Origin of the sequence: Streptomyces venezuelae (assembly GCF_008642335.1) — a bacterium.
Classification (GTDB): Bacteria; Actinomycetota; Actinomycetes; order Streptomycetales; family Streptomycetaceae; genus Streptomyces; species Streptomyces venezuelae_F.
This window is the reverse complement of record NZ_CP029191.1, coordinates 1554401-1579088: the sequence shown is the minus strand read 5'-3', so window position 1 is coordinate 1579088 and position 24688 is coordinate 1554401. Positions and strand designations below refer to the sequence as shown.

The 24688-nt window shown below is 71.7% G+C and carries 18 protein-coding genes; 14 read left to right on the top strand and 4 right to left on the bottom strand.

Annotated elements, in window-relative coordinates:
• Nucleotides 1-10: 10 nt before the first annotated feature.
• On the bottom strand, nt 11-460 hold the full coding sequence (locus tag DEJ49_RS06955; protein ID WP_150166149.1) for a cell division protein SepF: 450 nt from the start codon (nt 458-460) through the stop codon (nt 11-13).
• A gap of 291 nt (nt 461-751) precedes the next feature.
• On the opposite strand from DEJ49_RS06955, the gene DEJ49_RS06950 reads away from it, so the two are divergent.
• Entirely contained in the window at nt 752-2044 is a 1293-nt protein-coding gene (locus DEJ49_RS06950) for a DUF5685 family protein (RefSeq protein ID WP_190329286.1), read from the top strand.
• Nucleotides 2045-2063: 19 nt separating this feature from the next.
• Here the strand turns inward: DEJ49_RS06950 and DEJ49_RS06945 are convergent, their stop codons facing one another.
• Nucleotides 2064-3026 carry an ABC transporter substrate-binding protein gene (locus DEJ49_RS06945; RefSeq protein ID WP_150183306.1) on the bottom strand — a complete coding sequence of 321 codons (963 nt, stop codon included), beginning with the start codon at nt 3024-3026 and terminating at the stop codon, nt 2064-2066.
• A 517-nt stretch (nt 3027-3543) separates the two neighbouring features.
• Between DEJ49_RS06945 and DEJ49_RS06940 the strand changes: the two genes are divergently transcribed.
• The 10 genes from DEJ49_RS06940 (at nt 3544) to adhE (ending at nt 16537) form a co-directional block, all read left to right on the top strand.
• Nucleotides 3544-4410, top strand: coding sequence for an amino acid ABC transporter permease (locus DEJ49_RS06940; protein WP_150183305.1), 867 nt, complete (start codon nt 3544-3546; stop codon nt 4408-4410).
• Complete coding sequence (locus DEJ49_RS06935) at nt 4407-6209, top strand: FAD/NAD(P)-binding protein (protein WP_190329285.1); 1803 nt, start codon at nt 4407-4409, stop codon at nt 6207-6209. The genes DEJ49_RS06940 and DEJ49_RS06935 overlap by 4 nt, the downstream gene beginning before the upstream one ends.
• Entirely contained in the window at nt 6206-6982 is a 777-nt protein-coding gene (locus DEJ49_RS06930) for an amino acid ABC transporter ATP-binding protein (RefSeq protein ID WP_317850443.1), read from the top strand. The genes DEJ49_RS06935 and DEJ49_RS06930 overlap by 4 nt, the downstream gene beginning before the upstream one ends.
• 25 nt (nt 6983-7007) lie before the next feature.
• Nucleotides 7008-8069 (top strand): LLM class flavin-dependent oxidoreductase, encoded by a 1062-nt coding sequence (locus DEJ49_RS06925; RefSeq protein WP_150183304.1) that lies wholly within the window; start codon nt 7008-7010, stop codon nt 8067-8069.
• Nucleotides 8066-9367, top strand: a complete 1302-nt coding sequence (locus tag DEJ49_RS06920; protein WP_150183303.1) for an NtaA/DmoA family FMN-dependent monooxygenase — start codon at nt 8066-8068, stop codon at nt 9365-9367. Before DEJ49_RS06925 ends, DEJ49_RS06920 begins: the two co-directional genes overlap by 4 nt.
• A gap of 5 nt (nt 9368-9372) precedes the next feature.
• Nucleotides 9373-10173, top strand: a complete 801-nt coding sequence (locus DEJ49_RS06915) for a DUF1684 domain-containing protein (protein WP_150183302.1) — start codon at nt 9373-9375, stop codon at nt 10171-10173.
• 176 nt (nt 10174-10349) lie between these two features.
• On the top strand, nt 10350-11252 hold the full coding sequence (locus DEJ49_RS06910; protein WP_150183301.1) for a S1 family peptidase: 903 nt from the start codon (nt 10350-10352) through the stop codon (nt 11250-11252).
• A gap of 153 nt (nt 11253-11405) precedes the next feature.
• On the top strand, nt 11406-12305 hold the full coding sequence (locus DEJ49_RS06905) for a slipin family protein (protein WP_150183300.1): 900 nt from the start codon (nt 11406-11408) through the stop codon (nt 12303-12305).
• A 278-nt stretch (nt 12306-12583) separates the two neighbouring features.
• Complete coding sequence (locus DEJ49_RS06900) at nt 12584-13663, top strand: S1 family peptidase (protein WP_150183299.1); 1080 nt, start codon at nt 12584-12586, stop codon at nt 13661-13663.
• Nucleotides 13664-13930: 267 nt separating this feature from the next.
• On the top strand, nt 13931-16537 hold the full coding sequence (adhE, locus tag DEJ49_RS06895) for a bifunctional acetaldehyde-CoA/alcohol dehydrogenase (RefSeq protein ID WP_150183298.1): 2607 nt from the start codon (nt 13931-13933) through the stop codon (nt 16535-16537).
• Nucleotides 16538-16607: 70 nt separating this feature from the next.
• On the opposite strand, the gene DEJ49_RS06890 is transcribed toward adhE, so the two are convergent.
• Nucleotides 16608-17756 carry an AAA family ATPase gene (locus DEJ49_RS06890; RefSeq protein ID WP_150183297.1) on the bottom strand — a complete coding sequence of 383 codons (1149 nt, stop codon included), beginning with the start codon at nt 17754-17756 and terminating at the stop codon, nt 16608-16610.
• Between the two features lie 45 nt (nt 17757-17801).
• On the bottom strand, nt 17802-18869 hold the full coding sequence (locus DEJ49_RS06885; RefSeq protein ID WP_223832752.1) for a DUF3533 domain-containing protein: 1068 nt from the start codon (nt 18867-18869) through the stop codon (nt 17802-17804).
• Between the two features lie 195 nt (nt 18870-19064).
• Between DEJ49_RS06885 and DEJ49_RS06880 the strand changes: the two genes are divergently transcribed.
• The 3 genes from DEJ49_RS06880 to DEJ49_RS06870 all read left to right on the top strand — a co-directional run bounded on the left by DEJ49_RS06880 (nt 19065) and on the right by DEJ49_RS06870 (nt 24642).
• The gene (locus DEJ49_RS06880) at nt 19065-22568 is read left to right on the top strand and encodes a DNA polymerase III subunit alpha (RefSeq protein WP_150183296.1); all 3504 of its coding nucleotides are present in this window, start codon (nt 19065-19067) and stop codon (nt 22566-22568) included.
• Nucleotides 22565-23593, top strand: a complete 1029-nt coding sequence (locus tag DEJ49_RS06875; RefSeq protein ID WP_223832751.1) for a DNA polymerase thumb domain-containing protein — start codon at nt 22565-22567, stop codon at nt 23591-23593. The genes DEJ49_RS06880 and DEJ49_RS06875 overlap by 4 nt, the downstream gene beginning before the upstream one ends.
• A 185-nt stretch (nt 23594-23778) precedes the next feature.
• Complete coding sequence (locus DEJ49_RS06870) at nt 23779-24642, top strand: esterase/lipase family protein (protein ID WP_150183295.1); 864 nt, start codon at nt 23779-23781, stop codon at nt 24640-24642.
• The last annotated feature ends 46 nt before the right edge of the window (nt 24643-24688 follow it).

The window sequence follows — 24688 nt, the reverse complement described above, 5'->3', positions numbered from 1 at the left end:
GCGGCCTCGCCTAGCTCTGGTTGAAGAAGCCGTCCGACGCGCGGCTCCCGGCCTCGCCGTTGACGATCTGCGTGTCGGCCGGTGTCAGCAGGAAGACCCGCGTGGCCACCCGCTCGATCGAACCGCGCAGGCCGAAGGTGAGGCCCGCCGCGAAGTCGACCACGCGCTTGGCGTCGGTGGGCTCCATGGACGTCAGGTTCATGATGACCGGGACGCCGTCCCGGAAGAGCTCACCGATGCGGCGGGCGTCCCGGAAGCTGTCCGGGGTCACGGTCCCGATCCGGTGTTCCTGCTCCTGGGCCTTCTCGCTCGCCACCCGCACACGCGGGTCGGTGACCCAGGCCTCCGGCTGGTCGGGCCCCTCGCTCCGGTCGTCTTCGTAGCCGTCGTCGTAGTAACGCTCGTCGTTGTTGTCGTCGACGAGGCCAAGCCAAGCACTCGCCTTGCGCACCGATCCCATGGACGCCTCCTCTCGCAGCGGTTTCCCTGAATTCCGCATCCCTATCGTCGTCCATGATGCGGATGATGCGCCAAGTGGATAGTCGCCGCGCGGGGTTTTCGTGACGGTACTGGTGCAGAGTCAACACGCCGATGTGCGGTGCGCTCCAAGGGTCGTGCTGTGCACGGCTGCTGACAGTGAGTGAAATATGATTCTTCACGGCGTACGGGTGACGGCCGGTGCGTACGGGTGAACGAGCCGCTGGCTACGATGCCGGGGTTGATCACATACGGGCCTCTCGGGGGAGTCGTCTTGTTCGGAATCGTCAGGCCCTGCAGCCACCGCCTCGGCGAAGGGCTCAAGACCCAGTGGATGGCGCACCTGTGCGGGCTCTGCCTAGCCCTGCGCGGGGACCACGGGCAGTTCGCCCGCGTCGTCACCAACTACGACGGCCTGATCATCTCGGTCCTGACGGAGGCTCAGGCCGAGCGGTCGACCGGCTGGCGGCGCACCGCCGGGCCCTGCCCGCTGCGCGGGATGCGGACCGCCTCCGTCGCCCAGGGGGAGGGGGCACGGCTCGCCGCCGCCGTCTCGCTGGTCCTCGCGTCGGCGAAGGTCCGTGACCATGTCGTCGACGGCGACGGGATCCTGGCGCGCAGGCCGGTGGCCGTCGCCGCCCGCCGCGTGGCACGCAACTGGGACCGGGCCGGCGCGCGGACCGGCGCCGATGTGGGCTTCGACACGGCGGTCCTGGTCGACGCCGTCGAACGGCAGGCCGGCGTCGAGGCCTTGGCGGGCCCCGGCGCCTCGCTGCTGACGGTCACCGAGCCGACGGAGACCGCGACCGCCGCGGCCTTCGCACACACCGCCGTGCTCGCCGGGCGGCCCGGCAACGCGGCGCCGCTCGCCGAGGCGGGCCGCCTCTTCGGCAGGCTCGCCCACCTCCTCGACGCCGTCGAGGACAAGGAAGCTGACGCCGCGTCGGGCGCGTGGAACCCGCTCACCGCGACCGGTACGTCACTGGCCGAGGCGCGCCGTCTCGCCGACGACGCGCTGCACGGCATCAGGCTCGCACTGCGTGACGCGGAGTTCACCGACGGCAAGCTGGCGCACCGGCTGCTCGCGCACGAGCTGGGCACGTCGATCGACCGCGCCTTCGGCACGGTGGGCTGCGGGCACACTCATGAAGTGACGGCGCATCAGGGCGGGTCCTTCGGGCCGCCGCAGGGGGGTGCGTACGGTACGCCGCCGCAGGGCGGGCCTTACGGGCAGGGCGGGCCCTACGGGGACGGGAATCCGTACGGGGGTGGCAACCCTTACGGGGGCGGGGCTCCCGGCGGCCCCGGTGGACCGGTCGGTCCCGGTGGCTTCGGCGGTGGGCCCGCCTTCGAGCCGCAGCCACCGAAACCCGGCAAGCGCGGCTTCTGGGCGGGGTGCGCCGTCGCCATCGGGCTCTGCTGCACCTGCAAGATGTGCTGCGCCGACTCGTACGAGGGCCCCTGGTCCCGCAAGAAGCGCGAGGGCTGCTGCAACAACTGCGGGGACTGCGACTGCGGCTGCTGCGGCATCTGTGAGTGCTGCTCCTGCTGCGACTGCGGGCTCTGACCCTCGCGGCAGGCGTAGGTCAGTCCTTGATCTCCGGCGGGGAGATCCGGGACTTCTCGATCGCCGAGCCCTGCGTGCCCCACTTCTTCAGGATGCGGTCGTACGTGCCGTCCTTGATCAGCCGGTCGACCGCAGCCCTGAACGCGGGCGCGAGCTCCGAGCCCTTCTTGAAGGCGAAGCCGACGTCGAGCCGCCGGTACTCGCCGAGGAACTTCAGGCCCTCCTGCTGCTTCACGGCGTAGCGCAGACCGTTGATGGTGGACATCACCACGTCGGCGCGGCCCTGCTGGAGCGCGGCCCAGATCGCGCCCTGCTCGGCGTATGTCTTCACGCTGTACGGCTTCTTGCCCGCGTCCTCGCAGACGTGCTTGTTGTCCTCCAGCGTGACCTCGAAGGTGGTGCCCGCCCCGGTCGCCACGTTCAGGCCGCACAGCTGCTCGAAGTCGGTGACCTTCGTCAGCTTGCTGTCCTTGCGGACGGCGAAGCCCTGGCCGTCGTTGATGTACGTGACGAAGTCGATCGTCTTCCGGCGCTCGTCGGTCACGCCGAAGTTGCCGGTGCCCAGGTCGTACTTGCCGCTGCCCAGGGCAGGCAGGATCGCCTCGAAGCTCGCGGCCTCCCGCTTCAGCTTCAGGCCGAGGACCTTGGCGACCGCGTCCGCGAAGTCGATGTCCTGGCCGACGATCGTCCTGCCGTCCTCCAGGTAGAGCGCGCCGGGCGGTGTGCCGCCGACGGAGGAGGCGATGGACAGCGAGCCGCGGGCGCGTACGTCATCGGGGAGCAGGCGCGCCGCCGTCTCGTTCTTCTCGACCGAGGACACGACATCCGTGGCCGGGATCTTCGCGCTCTTGCCGGCCGGGGCCGCGGCACCGGCCGGTCCCGCGGCGTCACCGCCCGACCCGCATGCGGTCAGGGCGAGGGTGGCCGCGGTGATCAGGGCGAAGGCCGCCGGGATGCGACGGGACTGCGGGGGCGTGCTCATGGCGTGACGGTCTCCAGCTCGGCAGGGCAGGGCGAAGCGGACGTACGAGACGTACGAGATATGCGGGACGTACGAGGGGAGGGGTGTCACCGCTCGTGACGGGGGAGCGGTGACGTACGCGTGTGAAGGCGGGGGCGACGGCGCGCGGCGGCGCGGGCGTCGGACGTACGCGGAAGACCGACCGGTCCGTGGAGTCCGTGGAGAAGGAGAGAGGCGGGCCCGGAACGGGCCCCGGCGCGCAGGGGGTCGGCTCAGAAGGGCATCAACAAGACGCCGACCACACTCGACCGAAGTCGATGTGGGAGCGCGTGACCAGCCACTGCTGCGGATGCATGGGCCAAGTGGAACAGGCATCCGTTTCCGCGTCAACTGCCGTGAGACGTAAGGCTCACATCCTGGACAGCCTTGACAACGCGTGTGCGCGGCACCGTAATGTCGAGGCGGATCGTGCTGAGGGGCTCGGTCCGTGTGAAGGCGTCACCCGTGTTCGATCTTCTGTATCCACGGAGCCTTCCGCATGTCTTCCGACACCCTCGCCAAACCGGCGCCGGTCCCCGAGCCCCGCGAAACCGCCGAACTCCCCGCCGAGCCGCGCATCGTTCCACGCCCCCGCGCGGGACAGTGGACGGCGGCCGCCGTCGTCCTGGTGCTGCTCGCGCTGGCCGCCAACTCCGTCGTACGCAACGAGGCGTTCCAATGGGACGTCGTCGGTGAGTACTTCACCTCGGCGTCCGTGCTGCGCGGCCTCGGGCTCACGCTCTGGCTGACCGCCCTCGTCATGGCGCTCGGCTTCGCCCTCGGCACTCTCCTCGCCCTGGGCAGGCTCTCCGCCAACCCCGTCCTGCGGGCGGTGAGTTGGGGTTACGTCTGGTTCTTCAGGTCGATGCCGATCCTGGTGCAGCTGCTCTTCTGGTTCAACATCGGGGCGCTGTATCCGCAGCTGTTCGGCGTGAAGACGGTGAACCTGCTCGGCCCGGTCACCATCGCCGTCATCGGACTCACCCTGCACGAGGCCGCGTACGCCGCCGAAGTGGTGCGCGGCGGGATCCTCTCCGTCGACCGCGGGCAGACCGAGGCCGCGCAGTCGCTGGGTCTCGGGCGGTGGCGCAGGTGGCGGCGGATCGTCCTGCCGCAGGCCATGCGGTCGATCGTGCCGCCGGCCGGGAACATGCTGATCGGCACCCTCAAGGGCACCTCGATCGTCTCCGTCATCGCCGTGCAGGACCTGCTCTACTCCGTGCAGCTCGTCTACCACCGCACCTACCAGGTGATCCCGCTCCTCATGGTCGCCACCATCTGGTACGTCGTGGTCACCTCGGTGCTCAGCGTCGGCCAGTACTACGTCGAGCGGCACTACGCCAAGGGCTCGGAGCGTGCCCGATGAGCCGGTCGCCGGTGCGGCGGTCACTGGTCATCGTGGGCGCGGGGCCGCGCGCCACCGGCATCCTGGAGCGGCTCGGCGCCAACGCCGCCGAGCTGTACGGCGGTTCGGGGCTCGACATCCACCTCGTCGACCCCTACCCGCCGGGTGGCGGCCGCATCTGGCGGCACGACCAGTCGCCGCTGCTCTGGATGAACTCGCAGGCCCAGGACGTCACGATGTTCACCGACGAGACGGTGGAGGTCACGGGACCCGTCCTGCCGGGGCCCGCGCTCCACGAGTGGACCGGGCGCGACGGGCGCGCCTTCCTCGGCCGCCGCGAGCAGAGCGCCTACCTGCGCTGGGTATACGAGAAGGCCGTCGCCGCCCTGCCCGAAGGCGTCGTCGTCCACCACCACCGGCGCAGGGCCCTGCGCGTCACCGGGGAGCGCGACACCCGCCAGGAGGTGGTGCTCGAAGGCGTCGACGCACCGCTCGCCGCCGACCTCGTCATCCTCGCGCAAGGACACCTGGACGCCGAACTCGACGCCGAACAGGCCGACTTGGCCGCGTACGCCGTGCGCACCGGCCTCGTCCACCTGCCGCCCGACTTCACCGCCGACACCGACCTCTCGCCGCTCGAACCCGGCGCACCCGTCATCGTGCGCGGCTTCGGCCTCGCCTTCGTCGACCTGATGGTGCTCCTCACCGAGGGGCGCGGCGGACGGTACGAAGGGGACACGTACCACCCCTCGGGCCGCGAGCCCGTCCTGTACGTCGGCTCCCGGCGCGGCGTCCCCTACCGCTCGAAGATCGGCTACGACTGGGAAGGCGAACGGCCGCCGCTGCCCCGCTACTTGGGCCCCGCCGAGATCGACGGGCTCCTCGCGAGACCCGGCGGGTACGACTTCCGGCGCGACGTCTGGCCGCTCGTCGAGAAGGAGCTCGGCTTCGCCCACTACCACCGCCTCTTCACCGCCCACCCCGAACGCACCCGCACCGCCTGGACGGACTTCGACGAGAAGTACGCGGTCTGCGACCCCGGCAGTCCCGAACTCGACGCCCTCGTCGCCTCCGCCGTGCCCGACCCCGCCGACCGGCTCGACCTCACCGCGCTCGACCACCCGCTGGCCGGGGTGCGGCACACCTCGTACGCGACACTGCAGGACGGCCTGCGCGCCCACATCGCCGACGACCTCGCGCGCAGACACGACCCCGGACACAGCCCCGACCTCGCCGTCTTCCTCGGACTGCTCTCCGTGTACGGGCAGCTGGTGCGGCTCGGCGACGTCGGGACGTGGTGGCACGGCTTCTTCAGCTACCTCGCGTCGGGGCCGCCGGGCCCCCGGCTGACACAGCTGCTCGCCCTCTCACGGGCCGGAGTCGTCCGGTTCCTCGGCGCGGACGTGCAGGTCACCGCAGAGGACGGGGTGTTCCGCGCCCAGAGCCCCACCCTGCCGGGACAGGTCACCGAGGCCCGCGCGCTCGTCGAGGCACGGCTCCCGCAGCCCACTCTCGCCCGCACCCGCGACCCGCTCCTGCGCGCCCTGCACGCCGAGGGCGCCGCGTCGACCGCGGCCGGGCTGCTCGCCGTCGACCCTGCCGACGGACGCGTGCTCGACCGGGCGGGCACACCGCATCCGCGCCGCTTCGCACTCGGCCCGCACACCGACGCGCGCGGCGCCGGAGCGTTCACCCGGCCCCGCACCAACAGCCCCACCTTCCGGCAGAACGACGCCACGGCACGCGCCGTACTCGACTTCCTGCGTGCCCCGACGGCTGCGCACCCTCACGGCCATGACCACGATCCGAGGAACCCATGACCCAGCCCAGTGACACCCCCATGGTCGACGTCCGTTCCGTGCACAAGTCCTTCGGCTCCGTGCGGGTCCTGAAGGGCGTCGACCTGCACGTCGGCAGGGGCGAGGTCACCGTCGTCATCGGCCCTTCGGGGTCCGGCAAGTCCACGCTCCTGCGGACCATCAACCACCTGGAGAAGGTCGACGCGGGACGGATCACCGTCGACGGCTCGCTCATCGGCTACCGGCGCTCCGGCGACAAGCTGTACGAGCTGCCCGAACGCGAGGTGCTCAAGCAGCGCACCCGGATCGGCTTCGTCTTCCAGAACTTCAACCTCTTCCCGCACCTGACCGTGCTTGAGAACATCGTCGAGGCGCCCGTCTCGGCGCTCAAACGGCCGCGGCCCGGCGCGGAGCGGGCCGCGCGGGAGCTCCTGGAGCGCGTCGGTCTCGCCGACAAGGCCGGCGCCTACCCGCGACAGCTCTCCGGCGGCCAGCAGCAGCGCGTCGCCATCGCCCGCGCGCTCGCCCTCGAACCGCACCTGCTCCTCTTCGACGAGCCGACATCGGCTCTCGACCCCGAACTGGTCGGCGAGGTCCTCGACGTCATCAAGGACCTCGCCCGGCAGGGCACCACCATGATCGTCGTCACGCACGAGATCGGCTTCGCCCGCGAGGTGGCCGACACCGTCGTCTTCATGGACGACGGCCGCGTCGTCGAACAGGGCGCCCCCGCCGACGTACTCGACAGGCCGCGCCACGACCGCACGCGCGCCTTCCTCTCCAAGGTCCTCTAGGCCCTCCAGTCCTCCGGGAGTACGCATGCCTTCCCTCCACCTCGCCGTCGCCATCGACCGGCCCGACACCCACGACGCCGCGCCCTACCTCGAATCGGCGCTCCTCGCCGAGCACGGGGCGCTCGACTTCGTGACGCTCCACGACTCGTTCGCGCGCCCCGGACCCGACGCGCTCGCCGTCGCCGCCAGGATCGCGCCCCGCACCGCGCGCATCGGCCTCGTGCCGACCGTCACGACCACGCACACCGAGCCGTTCCACGTGCAGGCCGCCGTGGCGACCCTCGACTGGGTCAGCCACGGGCGGGCCGGCTGGGCGCTCGACGTCTCGGCGACGGAGGCCGAGGCACGGCTCTTCGGGCGCCGCCGCGCCGCGCCGCGCGAGGAGCTGTGGCAGGAGGCAGGTGACGTCGCCGAAGCCGCCGCCCTGCTGTGGGACAGCTGGGAGGACGACGCGGAGATACGGGACGTGGCGACCGGCCGCTTCATCGACAGGGACAAGCTGCACTACGCCGACTTCGCGGGGCGTACGTTCTCGGTGCGCGGGCCCTCCATCGTGCCGCGGCCGCCCCAGGGCCACCCGGTGCGGGTCGTCGACGCGACCGCGCCGCAGGCCCGCGAGACCGCCGCCCGGTACGCGGACGTCGCCCTGGTGCGCGCCGCCTCCGCCGAACGGGCCGACGCCGCACGCGCCGAACTGCGCGGCCTGGCCGCCCGGTACGGGCGCGACCCGCACACCCTCCTCGTGTTCGCCGCCCTCGACGTCGACCTCGGCGGCGGCGAGCACGCCGCCGAACCGGGCCACGGCGGCGGCCCGCTGCCCACCGCCGAAGGGCCCGCCTACCGCGGCGGACCCGTCGACCTCGCCGAGCTCATCGCCGACTGGCACCGCGCGGGCGCCGTCGACGGTTTCCACCTCACGCCCGCCGAGCCCCGCCGTGACCTGGAGCGGCTCGTCAACGGCACCGTCGCGCTGCTCCAGCACCGCGGCCTGTTCCGCACCTTCTATCCGGGCAGCACGCTCCGCGAACACCTGGGGCTCGCCCGGCCCGTCAACCGATACGCAGCGCTCACGGGGGAGTCCGCATGACACAGCGACCCAAGCAGATTCATCTGGCCGCCCACTTCCCCGGCGTCAACAGCACCACCGTCTGGTCCGACCCCGCCTCCGGCTCGCACATCGACTTCTCGTCCTTCGCGTCGCTCGCCCGCACCGCCGAGCGCGGCCTCTTCGACTTCTTCTTCCTCGCCGAAGGGCTGCGGCTGCGCGAGCACAAGGGGCGCATCCACGACCTGGACGTCGTCGGCCGGCCCGAGTCGCTGACCGTCCTGAGCGCGCTCGCCGCCGTCACCGAACGGCTCGGGCTCGCCGGCACCGTCAACGCCACCTTCAACGAACCCTTCGAGCTAGCCCGCAGATTCGCCGCTCTTGACCACTTGAGCGCGGGACGCGCCGCCTGGAACGTGGTCACCACATCGGACGCCTTCACCGGCGAGAATTTCCGGCGCGGCGGCTACCTCGACCGGGCCGACCGGTACACCCGCGCCGCCGAGTTCCTGACGACCGCCCGTGAACTGTGGGACTCCTGGACGCCGGACGGCAGGCCGCAGCCGTTCGCGCACCACGGGCGGCACTTCTCCGTCGAGGGCGAGTTCACCGCGCCCCGCTCCCCACAGGGGCACCCCGTCGTCATCCAGGCGGGCGACTCGCCGGAGGGGCGCGAGTTCGCCGCGTCCGCCGCCGACGTGATCTTCACTCGGCACGGCACCCCGGAGGCGGGCCGCGCGTTCTACGCCGACGTGAAGGGCCGCCTCGCGAAGTACGGGCGCTCCGCCGACGACCTGAAGATCATGCCCGGTGTCACCTTCGTCCTCGGCGACACCGCGGCCGAGGCGCAGGAGAAGGCCACCGAGATCCGCCGCAAGCAGGTCTCCCCGCAGAACGCGATCCTCGCCCTCGAGCAGGTCTGGGGCGTCGACCTCTCCGCGTACGACCCGGACGGGCCGCTGCCCGACATCGATCCGGACCCGGACTCCGAGCTCGTCCAGGGCCGGGTGAAGATCGGCGACCCGTTCGCCGTCGCCGCCAAGTGGCGTGCGCTGTCCGAGGCCAAGGGGCTCTCCATCCGCCAGACCGTCATCGAGACCACGGCTCGCCAGTCCTTCATCGGCACCCCGGACCGGGTCGCCGCCGATCTGACGGAGTTCGTGCGCACCGACGCCGCCGACGGCTTCATCCTCGTGCCGCACCTCACCCCCGGCGGCCTCGACGACTTCGTGGACCGGGTGGTGCCGCTGCTCCAGGAGCGCGGCGCGTACCGCACGGCGTACGAGGGCACGACGCTCCGCTCCCACCTCGGGCTGCGCGAGCCGGTATGGAAGGGTTGATCACCATGAGCACCGGACACCCCGCGGACGCGGCACAGGACTGGAAGCACTGGCACGAGCAGCGGACGGAGACGGTGTCGGCCCCCTACGGGCCGCTCTCCCTCACCGGCACGCACTGGCTCGCCGACCACCCGGAGGGACACCTGCCGGACATCCCGGGGCACTGGGCGGAGACGCCCGACGCGCTCGTCCTGACGGCGGGTCCCGACGACGGCCTCACGGTGGACGGCGCGCCCCTCACCGGCGAGGCCCGCCTCGGCGCCGACGGCGGTCCTGTCGCCGACGCCCGTGTCGCGGTCGGCGGGCGCCGCCTCGTCGTCATCCGGCGCGAAGGGCTGTGGGCGGTGCGCGACTTCGACCCGGACGCCGCCGCGCGCCGCGCCTTCCGCGGCATCGACGCCACCGCGTACGACGAGCGCTGGGCGGCGCCGGGGCGCTTCATCCCGTACGACGAGGACCGCACCGTCACGGTCGGCAACGCGGACGGCAAGGAGCGCGGGCTCGGACTCGGCGGTGAACTCTCCTTCAGGATCGGGGGAGTCGAGCACGCCCTCAAGGTGAGCGTCGAGGCCGACGGGTCGCTGTGGGCGGTCTTCGCGGATGCCACCAGCGGCGTCTCCAGCTACCGCTTCCGCTTCCTGCGGCCCGCCGCGCCCGACGCCGACGGGCGCACCACCGTCGACTTCAACCGTGCGCTGCTGCCCCCGTGCGCCTTCGCCGACCACTTCATCTGCCCCTTCCCGCCGCCCGGCAACACGCTGCCCGTCGACATCGCGGCGGGGGAGCGGAACCTGCGAGCCGCCTAGGGCCTGTGGCGTCTCGGCCGAAAGGCGCCCTTGTGCGGCTCGTGTCCACCCCCCAATACTCCCGAGCAGCGCTTGTCAGGAGCACGGCGTAACCGGAATCCGGGCTGTCTCTTTGGCTGCGCCTCACGGGTCCTCAACCCACAAGGACCCACTGACTTCCCTCGGGAGGAACAAACGTGAGGATCAAGCGCACCATCCCCCACAACGGCATATCAAGACACACCCGTCTGCTCGCCGTGGCCACCGGGCTCGTGGCCGCCGGAGCGCTCGCCGTACCCGCGGCCACCGCGCAGGACGGCGCCGCGACCTTCAGCATGTCGCAGCTGGAACAGGCCAGTGACGCCGTCCTCGGCGCCGACGTCGCGGGCACCGCCTGGGGCGTCGACCCGAAGACCAAGCAGGTCGTCGTGACCGCCGACAGCACGGTCTCCAAGGCCGAGATCGCGAAGCTCAAGGAAGCGGCGGGCAGCAACGCCGACGCGCTGAAGATCGAGCGCACCCCGGGCACCTTCCAGAAGTACATCTCCGGCGGCGACGCGATCTACGCGAGCAGCTGGCGCTGTTCGCTCGGCTTCAACGTGCGCAGCGGCAGCACCTACTACTTCCTGACCGCCGGCCACTGCACCGACGGCGCGGGCACCTGGTGGTCCAACTCGGCGAAGACCACCGTGCTCGGCACCACGTCGGGCTCCAGCTTCCCGACCAACGACTACGGCATCGTCAAGTACACGAACGACTCCGTGACCAAGTCCGGCACCGTGGGCAGCCAGGACATCACCCGCGCCGCCGACCCGACCGTCGGGCAGAGCGTCACCCGGCGCGGTTCCACGACCGGTACGCACAGCGGCCGCGTCACCGCGCTGAACCAGACGGTGAACTACGGCGGCGGCGACGTCGTCTACGGCATGATCAAGACCACGGTCTGCGCCGAGCCGGGCGACAGCGGCGGCCCGCTGTACTCGGGCTCCACGGCCCTCGGTCTGACCTCCGGCGGCAGCGGCAACTGCTCGTCGGGCGGCACCACGTTCTTCCAGCCGGTCACCGAGGCGCTGCGCGCGTACAACGTCAGCGTCTACTGACACAGCGGCGTCTGCCGGCACATCGCCCACCGGCAGAGTTCCACCGCACCAGGCCCCCGTCCGGACACCGGGCGGGGGCTCGCTCTTGCCCGGGGGGAGAGCTACCTTCGAAGGAGCGCGCAACACGCCCAATTCGGACCCTGGGGGGCCGGCATGGTCGAGGAGCTGGTGGCGGTGGGGCTGACCCTAGGGTCGCTCGGAGCGGTCTACGCGATGGCGGCGGCGCGCGTCATCAAACAGTACGAGCGAGGTGTGGTGCTGCGCCTCGGAAAGCTCCAGAGCTCCGTGCGCGGCCCCGGGTTCACCATGATCGTGCCCCTGGTGGACCGGCTCCACCGGGTCAACATGCAGATCGTGACGATGCCGGTGCCCGCCCAGGACGGCATCACGCGCGACAACGTCACGGTCCGCGTGGACGCCGTCATCTACTTCAAGGTCATGGACGCCGCCGAGGCGGTCGTCGAGGTGGAGGACTACCGCTTCGCGGTCTCGCAGATGGCGCAGACGTCGCTGCGCTCCATCATCGGCAAGAGCAACCTGGACGACCTGCTGTCCAACCGCGAGAAGCTCAACCAGGGCCTGGAGCTGATGATCGACTCCCCGGCCATCGGGTGGGGCGTGCAGATCGACCGCGTCGAGATCAAGGACGTGTCGCTGCCCGAGACGATGAAGCGGTCCATGGCCCGCCAGGCCGAGGCCGACCGCGAGCGGCGCGCCCGCGTCATCAACGCCGACGCCGAGCTCCAGGCATCCAAGAAGCTCGCCGAGGCCGCCCACGAGATGTCCGAGGAGCCCGCCGCGCTCCAACTCCGGCTCCTGCAGACCGTGGTGGCCGTCGCCGCCGAGAAGAACTCCACCCTCGTCCTGCCCTTCCCGGTGGAGCTCCTCCGCTTCCTGGAGCGGGCCCAGCAGGCCGTGCCGACGCAGCCGCAGCCGCAGCCGCAGTCCCAGGGGAACCACGCGGAGCCCGGGAAGCCGCCGGAATCCGGAGCGGGGGACGCGGAAGTCGGAGAGCTCGGCCCCGCCGCGGGGTCGAGAACCGGACAGGACTAGTCCTCACCCGCTGACGACCTTTCCTCGCACGCGGTGTTTGCGATGGGGACCGACGTGCTGTGACCCGGCTCACTCAACGCACAGGGGGCGCGCGGCCGTTCCCGCATGCGCGTCCTGAAGTGGACCTTGTGTGCGACCGGATGGCGTCGGGATAGTTAGCGGGTCAACTTGGCATGGACGCGGCTAATTCAGCGTGGTGGTTCCGTGCTGCGCAAGACCCGCGACCCGCGAGGCCCCCACGCCGGACGGGTCGGTCCCCCCACAGGAGGTCGTGAGCTTTGAAGCACCGACGCATACCCAAGCGCCGTGCCGCCGTGGCAGGCGCGGGCATCGCCGCGCTGGTCGCCGCGGGAATCACCTTCCAGACTGCGAACGCGAGCGAGAACTCCCCCACCCCCACCCCCGACACCCTCTCCGTGGCCGAGGCCGGAAAGCTCGCCTCGTCTCTCGGCAAGGAGCTCGGCGCGGACGCGGCGGGCACGTACTACGACGCGAAGGCCAAGTCCCTCGTCGTGAACGTGCTCGACGAGAGTGCCGCGGACGCCGTCGAGTCGGCGGGCGGCAAGGCCAGAATCGTCGAGAACTCCCTCGCCGAGCTGAAGAGCGCCCGCGCGACGCTCGACGCCAAGGCGGCCGTGCCCGGCACCTCGTGGGCGATGGACCCGGCCACCAACAAGGTCGTCGTCACGGCCGACCGCACGGTCAAGGGCGCGCAGCTCGACAAGGTCGGCTCGATCGTGAAGAGCCTCGGCGGCAAGGCCGAGCTCAAGCGCAGCAAGGGCGAGTACAAGGCCTTCATCGCCGGCGGCGACGCGATCTGGGGGAGCGGCTCGCGCTGCTCGCTCGGGTTCAACGTCACCAAGGGCGGCGAGCCGTACTTCCTGACGGCGGGACACTGCGGCAACGCGGTCAAGAGCTGGTCCGACTCGCAGGGCGGCTCGGAGATCGGCGCCACGGAGGAGTCCAGCTTCCCGGGCAACGACTACGCCATCGTGAAGTACACGGCCGACACCCCGCACCCCAGCGAGGTGAACCTCTACGGCGGCACCCAGGCGATCAGCAAGGCGGGGGACGCCACGGTCGGCCAGAAGGTGACGCGCAGCGGCAGCACCACCCAGGTCCACGACGGTGACGTCACCGCGCTCGACGCCACGGTCAACTACCAGGAGGGCCAGGTCGACGGTCTGATCCAGACCACGGTTTGCGCCGAGCCCGGTGACAGCGGCGGCGCGCTCTTCGCCGGCGACACCGCGCTCGGCCTCACCTCGGGCGGCAGCGGCGACTGCTCGTCCGGCGGCGAGACCTTCTTCCAGCCGGTTCCGGAGGCCCTCTCGGCCTACGGAGCGGAAATCGGCTGACCTCGCAGGACGCTCGATGCCCCGCCCCCGAGAAATCGGGGGCGGGGTTTTTCCGTATTTCTTGTGAAAGGTTTCACAAGCGCGCATGGGTCTAAGGTCCCGCACTGTTTACGCAGCTCAGGCGCCACTTCGGAGGCGTTCAGGTGTCCCCGGAAGGACCTTCTGCCCGGCGGCTGAGGCCCTTTTCGGCGCCTCTCAGGAGGCATGCAGGTGTGGAATTGAGGTGGAGCGAAAAGATTCCGACGAATCCGACGAAGGAGTGCCACCATGCAGGCCAACGAGATGGTGGACGGACTGGTCGAAAGGGCGCTCACGGCCCTCGGCCGGTTCGCGGCGTACGACCAGGAGCAGGTCGATCACATCGTCAAGAAGGCCTCCCTCGCCGCGCTGAGCCGGCACGGGGAGCTCGCGCGGCAGGCGGTCGAGGAGACCGGCCGCGGCCTCTTCGAGGACAAGGCCGTCAAGAACCTCTTCGCCTGCGAGCACGTCGTCAACTCGCTGCGCGGTCTGAAGACGGCGGGCGTCGTCTCCCGCGACGAACTGAACGGCGTCACCGAGATCGCCGAACCGGTGGGCGTCGTCTGCGCGATGACCCCGGTCACCAACCCGACCTCCACCACGATCTTCAAGGCGCTCATCGCCCTCAAGACCCGCAACCCGATCGTCTTCGCCTTCCACCCGAGCGCCCAGCGCTGCTCCGCCGAGGCCGCGCGGATCGTGCGGGACGCGGCGGTCGAGGCGGGCGCCCCCGAGGACTGCGTGCAGTGGATCGAGGAACCCTCGATGGAGGCCACCGGCCTCCTCATGCACCACGACGGCATCTCCACGATCCTCGCCACCGGCGGCAACGCGATGGTGAAGGCCGCCTACTCCTGCGGCAAGCCCGCGCTCGGCGTCGGCGCGGGCAACGTACCCGCATACGTCGCACGCAGCGGCAAGCTGCGCCGTGCCGTGCACGACATCGTGCTCTCCAAGGCCTTCGACCACGGCATGATCTGCGCCTCCGAGCAGGCCGTCATCCTCGACAAGGAGATCTACGACGAGGGGATCGAGGAGTTCCGGCGGCTCGGCGCGTACGTCGTCACGGCGGCCGAGAAGACCAAGCTGGAGGAGTTCGTCTTCGGCACGACCGCCTTCGCCAACAACTGCGCGGGCGCCGAACTGAACGCGGACGTCGTCGGCAGGTCCCCGCGGTGGATCGCGGAACAGGCCGGATTCGAGGTCCCCGAGGGCACATCGGTCATCGTCGCCGAGTGCGCCGAGGTCGGCGAGGGCGAACCGCTCACCCGCGAGAAGCTCTCCCCGGTCCTCGCCGCCCTGAAGGCCGACACCACCGAGCACGGCCTCGAACTGGCAGCCCAGATGGTCGAGTTCCACGGACTCGGGCACAGCGCCGCCATCCACACCGAGGACGAGGAGCTCGCCGAGGAGTTCGGCAGGCGCGTCAAGGCGGTCCGCGTCATCGTCAACGCGCCCTCCACCTTCGGCGGCATCGGCGACGTCTACAACTCCTTCCTCCCCTCGCTCACCCTCGGCTGCGGCAGCTACGGACACAACTCGGTGTCCAACAACGTCTCCGCGGTCAATCTGGTCAACATCAAGCGGATCGGACGGCGCAACAACAACATGCAGTGGTTCAAGGTCCCGCCGAAGATCTACTTCGAGCGCAACGCGCTCCGCTACCTCGGTGAGATGGACGGCATCAAGCGGGTCTCGATCGTCACCGACAAGACCATGTCGGCCCTCGGCTTCGTCGCCCGTGTGACCGACATCCTCGCGGCCCGCCCGTCGGCCGTCACCGTCCAGGTCATCGACGACGTCGAGCCCAACCCGGAGCTCTCCACGGTGCGGGCGGGCGCCGCGCGGATGCGGGACTTCGAGCCGGACACGATCATCGCGCTCGGCGGCGGCTCGCCGATGGACGCGGCGAAGATCATGTGGCTCATGTACGAGCACCCCGAGGTCGAGTTCGCGGACACCAAGGAGAAGTTCTTCGACATCCGCAAGCGGGCGTTCAAGTTCCCCGGGCTCGGTGAGAAGGCGCAGCTCGTGGCCGTCCCGACGACGTCGGGCACCGGCTCGGAGGTCACCCCGTTCGCGGTCATCTCCGACCCGGCGGCCGCGCAGAAGTACCCCCTCGCCGACTACGCGCTCACCCCGAACGTCGCGATCGTCGACCCCACCCTGCCGCTGCGGCTCCCGGCGACCGTCACCGCCGACTCCGGCTTCGACGCGCTGACCCACGCCACGGAGGCGTACGTCTCGGCGTACGCGAACGACTACACCGACGGGCTCTGCCTCCAGGCCATCAAGCTGATCTTCGAGAACCTGGAGCGGTGCGTCGTGAACGGGGCGGAGGACCCCGAGGCGCGCGAGAAGATGCACAACGCCTCGACCGTCGCGGGCATGGCCTTCGCCAACGCCTTCCTCGGCCTGGTGCACGCGATGGCGCACACCCTCGGCAACACGTTCCACGTCGCCCACGGCCGCACCAACGCGCTGCTCCTGCCGCACGTCATCCGGCACAACGGCACGGTGACCGGCAAGGCGACGCCCTGGCCGAAGGCCGAGGTCTACCGGGCGCCAGAACGGTTCCAGGAGATCGCCCGCATGCTGGGCCTGCCGGCGGGCTCCCCGGAGGAGGGCGTCGAGTCCTACGCCCGGGCGGTCGAGGAGCTGCGCGCCAAGTGCGGGATTCCTGCGTCCTTCGCCGAGGAGGGCGTCGACGAGGCGGCGTTTCTCGCGGCGCTGCCGCAGCAGGCGATGAACGCGTACGCGGATCAGTGTGCGCCGGCCAACCCCCGCATGCCGATGCTCGACGAGATGCAACAGCTCATGCGCCAGGCGTACTACGGGGACGGGGGAGGGGCCTGATCCCGGTTCCCGGCTGCGGGTTCGCTGTGGCTTGTCGCGCAGTTCCCCGCGCCCCTTACGGGGCGCGGGCTCACCGCTTCGGCCAGTACCACAGCGGCTCGTCCAGGAGGCTCTCCCGGCCCGCCACCGTCGTTCGGCCCGACTCCTTCGTCAGTTCGATGGAGTTGACGTCGACACGGTGGCGGGCCGCGCCCTTGGCCACCGCCTCGGCGAGAGGGCGGGCGTGGGTCACCAGGACGACCTGCGTGTCCTTCGTCGCGGCGACGATCAGGTCCGCGAGCGGACGCAGCAGGTCCGGGTGCAGGCTCGTCTCCGGCTCGTTCAGGACGAGCAGCGCGGGCGGCCGTGGGGTCAGCAGCGCGGCGGTCCACAGGAGGTAGCGCAGCGTGCCGTCGGAGAGCTCCGCGGGGCCCAGCGGGCGCAGCAACCCGTGCTGGTGCAGCTGGAGCTCGAACCGGCCGCCGTTGTCGACGACGCGGACCCGGCTGCCGGGGAAGGCGTCGTCCACCGCGTCGTCGAGCGCCTCGTCGTCGCCGATCTCGCGGATGGTCTGCAGGGCGGCGGCCAGATCCGCGCCGTCGTGGGCGAGGACCGACGTGCGGGTGCCGATGCGGGCGGCGCGGGCGGGCGCGTCGGCGTCGGTGCGCACGTGGTCGTAGAACCGCCAGGAGCGGATCAGCTCGCGCAGCCGCAGCAGGTCGGGTGCCAGCTGCGGGTCGGCGAACTCGCTCAGCATGCTGTCGTACGGACGGATGCCCTGGCTGCGGTGCCAGCCGCCGTCGGCCGTGCGCGTGCGGACCGCGGGGCCCGCGCGGTCGCAGAGCAGCGCCGCGGGCCGCAGGACGGGGCCCGCCCAGGTGGACTCGCGCTTGATCTCCGGGTCGAGCCGGAACAGGGACGGCGCGCCCTTGGGGCCCGCGCCGCTGGACTGGGGGAGGCCGAAGTCCACCGCGTACCCGAACTCGTCGCCGGCGAAGCCGAGCCTCAGCCCCATGGGCTCGGCCTTCCGCTCGCCCGCCCAGAGCGCGGAGGGCAGGCCGCCCTCGCGGGCCAGCGCCGCGACCGCGCCGCCCGTGGCGGAGTCGGCGAGCAGACGCAGGGAGCGGTACAGGCTGGACTTGCCCGTGCCGTTCGCGCCCGTGATCACGTTCAGCCGGTCCAGCGGGACGATCAGCTTGCGCAGGGAGCGGTAGTTCTCGACGGCGAGTGTGCGGATCATGCGTCTCAGCCTTGCACCCGGCTCTGACAACGCCCGGCGCTCACGTCATTCGAAGCGCCTGCTGCCGCTGCCGTTTCCGCTGCCGTAGTTCGTGCCGCTGAGGTCGATGGTGCCGCTGTTGTGCGTCTTGCGGCGGGCGGACAGGGCGAGGGTGACGACGGTGCCGAGGACCGCCCAGGCGGCGAGGACGAGGAGCGGGCGGGTGATCGAGTTCCCGTCGAAGTACGCGATGGAGCGGGCGACCCACGTGCCCGCGCCCGGTTGCAGCCAGGGTCCGATCGCCTCCCAGAAGGGCGGCAGCATCGGCAGCGGGAAGGCGCCGCCCGCGCTGGGGTTGCCGCCGATGACGACGAGGAGGACGGCGAGGCCGATGCCGACGATGCCGGTCAGCGCCTGGAGGGCGAGGGTGATCGCGCCGACCCCGAAGATCACCAGCGCGCCGAGACCCCACAGGCCGAGGACGCTGCCGGGCAGGGCGCCGAGGATCGGCCCGATGATGATCGCGCCGCCGAGCCCGCCGACGATCGCGTAGAGCGCCATGGTGCCGAGCCTGATGACCGCGCGGGGCACGTTGGAGGCCCGGGAGCCCGCGCTGATCGCGAGGATCGACGCGCACAGGTAGCCGCCGACGCACCAGCCGACGACCAGGTAGAACGACGAGAGGCCGTTGAAGTCCTGGTCGGAGGCGGGTGCCACGTCGACGGTCTTCACCGTGCGCTTCTCGGCGGCGTCGACGTCGGTGGCGAGGCCGGTGAGGGTCCTGGAGAGGGCGGTGCCGCCGCCGGAGGCGACCAGGAGGGTGTCGGTGGTGCCGCGCGGGTCGACGAGCAGGGCGCCGTCGATGTCACGGTTCATGATCTGGTGGCGGGCCGCGGCCTCGTCCTTGAGGACGCGCGGGTCGAGCGGGTCGCCGGGGAGCTTCTTCAGCTTGTCGGCGGTCTGCTCGGCCGCGGCCCCCGGGGCGACGACTCCGAAGGGCACGTCTCTGGGTTTCGGGTTGTGCAGGGCCCCTACGTAGGAGGCGATGAACAGCAGCTGCAGGGCGAGTACGCCGATGACGAGCAGGGCTGCTCGCGGGGTGACGGCGCTTTTCAATTCGTCGGCGAACCTCATGCGTCCACGCTCCGGTGTGTGGAGCGTTTACGCAGGTGGGATGGGCCGAACGGACGATACGAGGGCGCCGGGGGCCGACGGGGGCAGCCCTCGCACGGTAATCGAACGTATGTGTCGTACGTGTATTCGAAACTGGTCTATGGTGGAGACGGGGGATGGCCAGATCGGATCGGTTCGGAGTGTCAGGAGGTGCGTGTGCCCGGGTTCACGCATCTGCACACCGTCTCCGGATTCTCCCTGCGGTACGGCGCGTCGCACCCGGAGCGGCTCGCCGAGCGCGCCGCCGAACGCGGCATGGACGCCCTCGCGCTCACCGACCGCGACACCCTCGCGGGCACCGTCCGGTTCGCCAAGGCCGCGGCCAAGGCGGGCGTACGGCCGCTGTTCGGTGCCGAGCTCGCGGTGGGCGCGCCCGCCCCCGCGCGGGGCGAGCACCGGCGGACCCCCGTGCGCGGCGGCGCCTTCATCGACGAGTCGACACCCCGCGTCACCTTCCTCGCCAGGGACGGCGCCACCGGCTGGGCCGCGCTCTGCCGCCTCGTCACCGCCGCGCACCGCGACGGCGCGGAGCAGGGGCAAGGGCAGGGACAGGGGCAGCCCGTCCTGCCGTGGCAGGAGAACCACGGCGAGGGCCTCACCGTGCTGCTCGGCCCCGCGTCCGACGTGGGCCGCGCGCTCGCCGCGGGCCGCCCCGACCGGGCCGCCCGCCTCCTCGCCCCCTGGCGCGAGCGGTACGGCGACGCGCTGCGCCTGGAATCCGTCTGGCACGGCCGCGAGGGCACGGGCCCCGGCTCGCTGCGCCTGGCCGCGCGCACCGTCGGCTTCGCCGCCGAGCAGGGCGTGCGCCCCGTCCTCAGCAACGCCGTGCGCTACGCCGACCCCGGCCAGGGCCCCGTCGCGGACGTCCTCGACGCCGCCCGCCGCCTCGTCCCCGTCGACCCGACCAAGGAACTCGACAGCGGCGAGCGGTGGCTGAAAGGCGCCGACGCCATGCTGCAGGTCGCCGAACGCGTCGTCGAGGCCGCGGGCTTCCGCCGCGACACCGCCCACCGCCTCGTCGAACAGACCAGGGCGGCCGCCGCCGAATGCCTCGTCGACCCGGAGGACGACATCGGCATCGGCTCCGTACGCTTCCCCGAACCGCACCTCGTCGGCGCCGGGCGCCGCACCGCGCAGCGCGTCCTTGCCTCGCGGGCCGCGGCGGGCATGATCCTGCGCGGCTACGACTCACGGCGCGACTACTGGGAGCGGATGCACCACGAGCTGGACATCATCGACCACCACGGATACGCCTCGTACTTCCTGACCGTGGCCCAGGTCGTCGACGACGTGCGCGGCCTGGGCATCCGGGTCGCGGCGCGCGGCTCGGGCGCCGGGTCCCTGGTCAACCACCTCATCGGCATCGCGCACGCCGACCCCGTCGAGCACGGGCTGCTCATGGAGCGGTTCCTGTCCAAGCGGCGGCACGTCCTGCCGGACATCGACATCGACGTCGAGTCGGCCCGCCGCCTGGAGGTCTACCGCGCGATCATCGACCGCTTCGGCCCCGAGCGCGTCGCGACGGTCGCCATGCCCGAGACGTACCGGGTGCGCCACGCCGTACGCGACGTGGGCGCCGCCCTGTCCATGGACCCGGCCGACATCGACCGGATCGCCAAGGCCTTCCCGCACATCCGCGCCCGCGACGCACGCTCCGCGATGAAGGAGCTGCCCGAACTCCGGGAGATCGCCGAGGAGCTGGGGGACCGCGACCGGCTGTGGGACCTCGTCGAGGCGCTGGACGCGCTGCCGCGCGGGGTCGCCATGCACCCGTGCGGGGTGCTGCTCTCCGACGCGTCGCTGCTCGCCCGCACCCCCGTGATGCCGACCAGCGGCGAGGGCCTGCCCATGTCGCAGTTCGACAAGGACGACGTCGAGGACCTCGGCCTGCTCAAGCTGGACGTGCTCGGCGTGCGGATGCAGTCGGCGATGGCGCACGCGGTGGCGGAGGTCGAGCGGGCCACGGGCGACGCCGTGGACCTCGACGACCCGCGCCAGGTGCCGCCGGGCGACCCGGCGACGTATCAACTCATCAAGTCCACCGAGACGCTGGGCTGCTTCCAGATCGAGTCGCCGGGCCAGCGCGATCTGGTCGGGCGGCTCCAGCCTGCGACCTTCCACGACCTGGTGGTCGACATCTCGCTGTTCCGTCCTGGACCGGTCGCCGCCGACATGGTCCGGCCCTTCATCGAGTCCCGGCACGGCCGCGCGCCCGTCCGCTACCCGCACCCGGACCTCGCGGAGCCCCTGAAGGAGACGTACGGCGTCGTCGTCTTCCACGAGCAGGTCATCCAGATCGTCGACATCATGACCGGCTGCGGGCGCGACGAGGCGGACCGGGTGCGGCGCGGGCTCTCCGACCCCGAGTCGCAGGGCCGGATCCGCTTCTGGTTCGCGCAGCACGCGGCGGCCAGGGGGTACGACGCGGAGACCATCGGCCGCACCTGGGGGATCGTCGAGGCCTTCGGCTCGTACGGCTTCTGCAAGGCGCACGCGGTGGCCTTCGCCGTGCCCACCTACCAGTCGGCGTGGCTGAAGGCCCATCACCCGGCCGCGTTCTACGCCGGGCTGCTCACGCACGACCCCGGGATGTACCCGAAGCGGCTGCTGCTCGCGGACGCGCGGCGGCGGGGGGTGCCGATCCTTCCCCTGGACGTGAACCGGTCCGCGGTCGCCCACCGTATCGAACTGGTGTCTGGTTCTGGTTCTGAATCCGGTTCTGAATCCGGTTCCGGTTCCGAGAGGGCTCCGGACCGGTGGGGGCTGCGGCTCGCGCTCTCCGACGTGCACGGCATCAGCGAGGCCGAGGCCGCCCGGATCGCCGACGGTCAGCCCTACACCTCCCTCGTCGACTTCTGGGAGCGTGCCAGGCCTTCCAAGCCGGTCGCCCAGCGGCTCGCGCAGGTCGGCGCGCTCGACGCGTTCGGCGCCAACCGCCGCGACCTGCAGCTCCACCTGGCCGAACTGCGGCGCGGCGCGCGCGGCGCGGCCGGCGCCCAACTGCCCCTGGCGGGCGGGCGGAAGACGGCCCCCGCGGGCCTGCCCGACCTGGACGACGCGGAGCGGCTCAGCGCCGAACTCGGCGTCCTCGGCATGGACTCCTCGCGCCACCTCATGGGCGACCACCGCGCCTTCCTCGACGAGCTCGGCGCGCTCAGCGCCCGGCGCCTGCGCGAAGCCGAACACGGCGCGACCGTCCTGGTCGCGGGCGCCAAGGCCGCCACGCAGACCCCGCCGATCCGCTCCGGCAAGCGCGTCATCTTCACCACCCTGGACGACGGCACGGGCCTCATCGACCTGGCCTTCTTCGACGACGCCCACGAGCGGTGCGCGCACACCGTCTTCCACTCCTGGCTGCTGCTCGTACGCGGCGTGGTGCAGCGCCGCGGGCCGCGCAGCCTCAGCGTGGTGGGCGCGGCGGCGTGGAACCTGGCGGAGCTGGCGGAGGTACGTGCGGAGGGGGGCCTCGACGCGGTGGCACTGCGCTTGGCGGAGCCGGACCCCGAAGGGGAGGAGCAGGACAAGGACCCGGCCGGCGGCCGCCGCATCCGGCTGGCCAACGGCTTCGAGATGCACCCCTGGGCCGACCTGCGCCCGGCGGGTGAAGGGACGGCGACGACGAGGAAGCTGTGGCACCGGAGTCCGGGGAGCGCGGGATGAGCGACGGCGAGCGCGGGATGAGCGACGGGGGGCGCGGGATGCACAATGGCGTCACCACCCTTTACGTACGCTTCCTGCTGCCTCCCATGCACGAAGCGCTCCTACCCCAACTCCTTGCCCTGCTCCGCGAGTTCACCCCGCAGGTCGAGGCGCTCCCGCCCGACGCCGCGCTCGTCGACGTCCGGGGCGCGCGGCGCTACTTCGGCCGGAGCGCCGTCGACCTCGCCGCGCTGATCCGGGTACGGGCGCTCGCGCTGTACGGGGTGGAGTGCGCGATCGGCGCCGGGCCGGGGCCGATGCTGGCGCGGATGGCCGCGCGCGGCGCCGCCCCCGGCGTGACCCGCTCGGTGCCCGAAGGGGACGGCGGCGTACGGGAGTTCCTCGTCGAACGGCCGGTCGGCGAGCTGCCCGGCATCGGCCGCGCCACCGCCCGCACCCTCTGCGAGTACGGCCTCGACACCCTCGGGAAGGTCGGCGCCGCGCCCCTGTCCACCCTGCAGCGGCTCGTCGGCGCCCGCGCGGGCCGTGAGCTGAGCGAGAAGGCGCGGGGTGTCGACCGTACGCGGGTCGTGCCGAACGCCGCCGCGCGCTCGCTCTCCGTCGAACGGCCCTTCCCGCGCGACGAACTCGACCCCTTCCGGCACCGGCGCGCGCTGCTCTCCGGCGCGGAGGAGCTGGGGGCGCGGATGCGCGGCGAGGACCAGGTGTGCCGCACGCTGGTCCTCACGGTGCGGTACGCCGACCGGTCCACCACCACCCGTTCCAAGGCCCTCCCCGAGCAGACCGCCCACTCCACCGAGCTGGCCAAGGCCGCATACCGCATGTACGAGGCGCTCGGCCTCCAGCGGGCCCGGGTGCGCGCCCTCTCCCTGCGCGCGGAAGGCCTCACCTCCGCCGAACGCGCCACCCATCAGCTGTCGTTCGACCCGACGGACGAGAAGACCCGCCGCATCGAGGAGGTCGCGGACCGGGCGCGGGCGAAGTTCGGTCCGGGCGCGATCGTGCCGGGAACGCTGGCGGCGTGACGGCGCCGGGGCCCGCGTCGTGACCGCGCCAGTGAACGCTGGAACTTTTTGTGACGCGCCGCTTCACTCTTCACCTACTCGCGCGTAATTTGACGTGAGCACGGCATCCTGCTGATCCGGATCACCAGGCGTATCGCCACCGCACCTCCTTCCGCACCTCCCTTGAGCCGCAAGGAGATCACACGATGCTGCCCTGGAGACGAGCGCTGCGCGCGCTCGCCGCCGCCCTGCTCGTCACGGGCGCGGTCACCCTCACCCCCGCCGCCACGGCCGCGGCCGACACGCCGCAGGCCTCGACGTCCCGAGGCTGGAACGACTACGACTGCCGGCCGTCCGCCGCCCACCCCCGACCGGTCGTCCTCGTGCACGGCACGTTCGGGAACTCCGTCGACAACTGGCTCGTCCTCGCGCCCTACCTGGTCAAGCGCGGCTACTGCGTCTACTCCCTGGACTACGGCCAGCTGCCGGGCGTCCCGTTCTTCAACGGCCTCGGCCCCATCGACAAGTCGGCCGAGCAGCTCGACGTCTTCGTCGACAAGGTGCTCGCCTCGACGGGCGCGAAGAAGGCGGACCTCGTCGGCCACTCGCAGGGCGGCATGATGCCGCGCCACTACCTCAAGTTCCTCGGCGGCGCCGCGAAGGTGAACGCCCTGATCGGCCTCGCCCCCGACAACCACGGCACCACGCTGCTCGGCCTCACCAAGCTGCTGCCGTACTTCCCCGGCATCGAGGACCTGCTGACCACCAAGACCCCGAGCCTCGCCGACCAGGTCGCGGGCTCGCCCTTCCTGACCAAGCTCAACGAGGGCGGCGACACGGTGCCCGGTGTGCGCTACACCGTCATCGCCACGAAGTACGACGAGGTCGTCACCCCGTACCGCACCCAGTTCCTGACCGGCCCGGACGTCCACAACGTCACCCTCCAGGACCTGTGCCCCGTGGCCCTGTCCGAGCACGTCGCGATCGGCATCACGGACCGCGTCGCCCACCACGAGGTGGCGAACGCCCTGGACCCGGCACACGCGACGCCGAGCACGTGCCTGTCCTGACACGCGCCCGGCGTCGTCTCCGCTGACCGGTCCGGGGCTACGACAC

Bases quoted from the DNA above. Each gene is read 5' to 3' on its own strand.
- DEJ49_RS06940 (WP_150183305.1), top strand. From the start codon at position 3,544: ATGTCTTCCGACACCCTCGCCAAACCGGCGCCGGTCCCCGAGCCCCGC.
- DEJ49_RS06915 (WP_150183302.1), top strand. From the start codon at position 9,373: ATGAGCACCGGACACCCCGCGGACGCGGCACAGGACTGGAAGCACTGG.
- DEJ49_RS06890 (WP_150183297.1), bottom strand. From the start codon at position 17,756: ATGATCCGCACACTCGCCGTCGAGAACTACCGCTCCCTGCGCAAGCTG.
- DEJ49_RS06885 (WP_223832752.1), bottom strand. From the start codon at position 18,869: ATGAGGTTCGCCGACGAATTGAAAAGCGCCGTCACCCCGCGAGCAGCC.
- DEJ49_RS06920 (WP_150183303.1), top strand. From the start codon at position 8,066: ATGACACAGCGACCCAAGCAGATTCATCTGGCCGCCCACTTCCCCGGC.
- DEJ49_RS06935 (WP_190329285.1), top strand. From the start codon at position 4,407: ATGAGCCGGTCGCCGGTGCGGCGGTCACTGGTCATCGTGGGCGCGGGG.
- DEJ49_RS06955 (WP_150166149.1), bottom strand. From the start codon at position 460: ATGGGATCGGTGCGCAAGGCGAGTGCTTGGCTTGGCCTCGTCGACGAC.
- DEJ49_RS06905 (WP_150183300.1), top strand. From the start codon at position 11,406: ATGGTCGAGGAGCTGGTGGCGGTGGGGCTGACCCTAGGGTCGCTCGGA.
- DEJ49_RS06945 (WP_150183306.1), bottom strand. From the start codon at position 3,026: ATGAGCACGCCCCCGCAGTCCCGTCGCATCCCGGCGGCCTTCGCCCTG.
- DEJ49_RS06870 (WP_150183295.1), top strand. From the start codon at position 23,779: ATGCTGCCCTGGAGACGAGCGCTGCGCGCGCTCGCCGCCGCCCTGCTC.
- adhE (WP_150183298.1), top strand. From the start codon at position 13,931: ATGCAGGCCAACGAGATGGTGGACGGACTGGTCGAAAGGGCGCTCACG.
- DEJ49_RS06930 (WP_317850443.1), top strand. From the start codon at position 6,206: ATGACCCAGCCCAGTGACACCCCCATGGTCGACGTCCGTTCCGTGCAC.
- DEJ49_RS06875 (WP_223832751.1), top strand. From the start codon at position 22,565: ATGAGCGACGGCGAGCGCGGGATGAGCGACGGGGGGCGCGGGATGCAC.
- DEJ49_RS06925 (WP_150183304.1), top strand. From the start codon at position 7,008: ATGCCTTCCCTCCACCTCGCCGTCGCCATCGACCGGCCCGACACCCAC.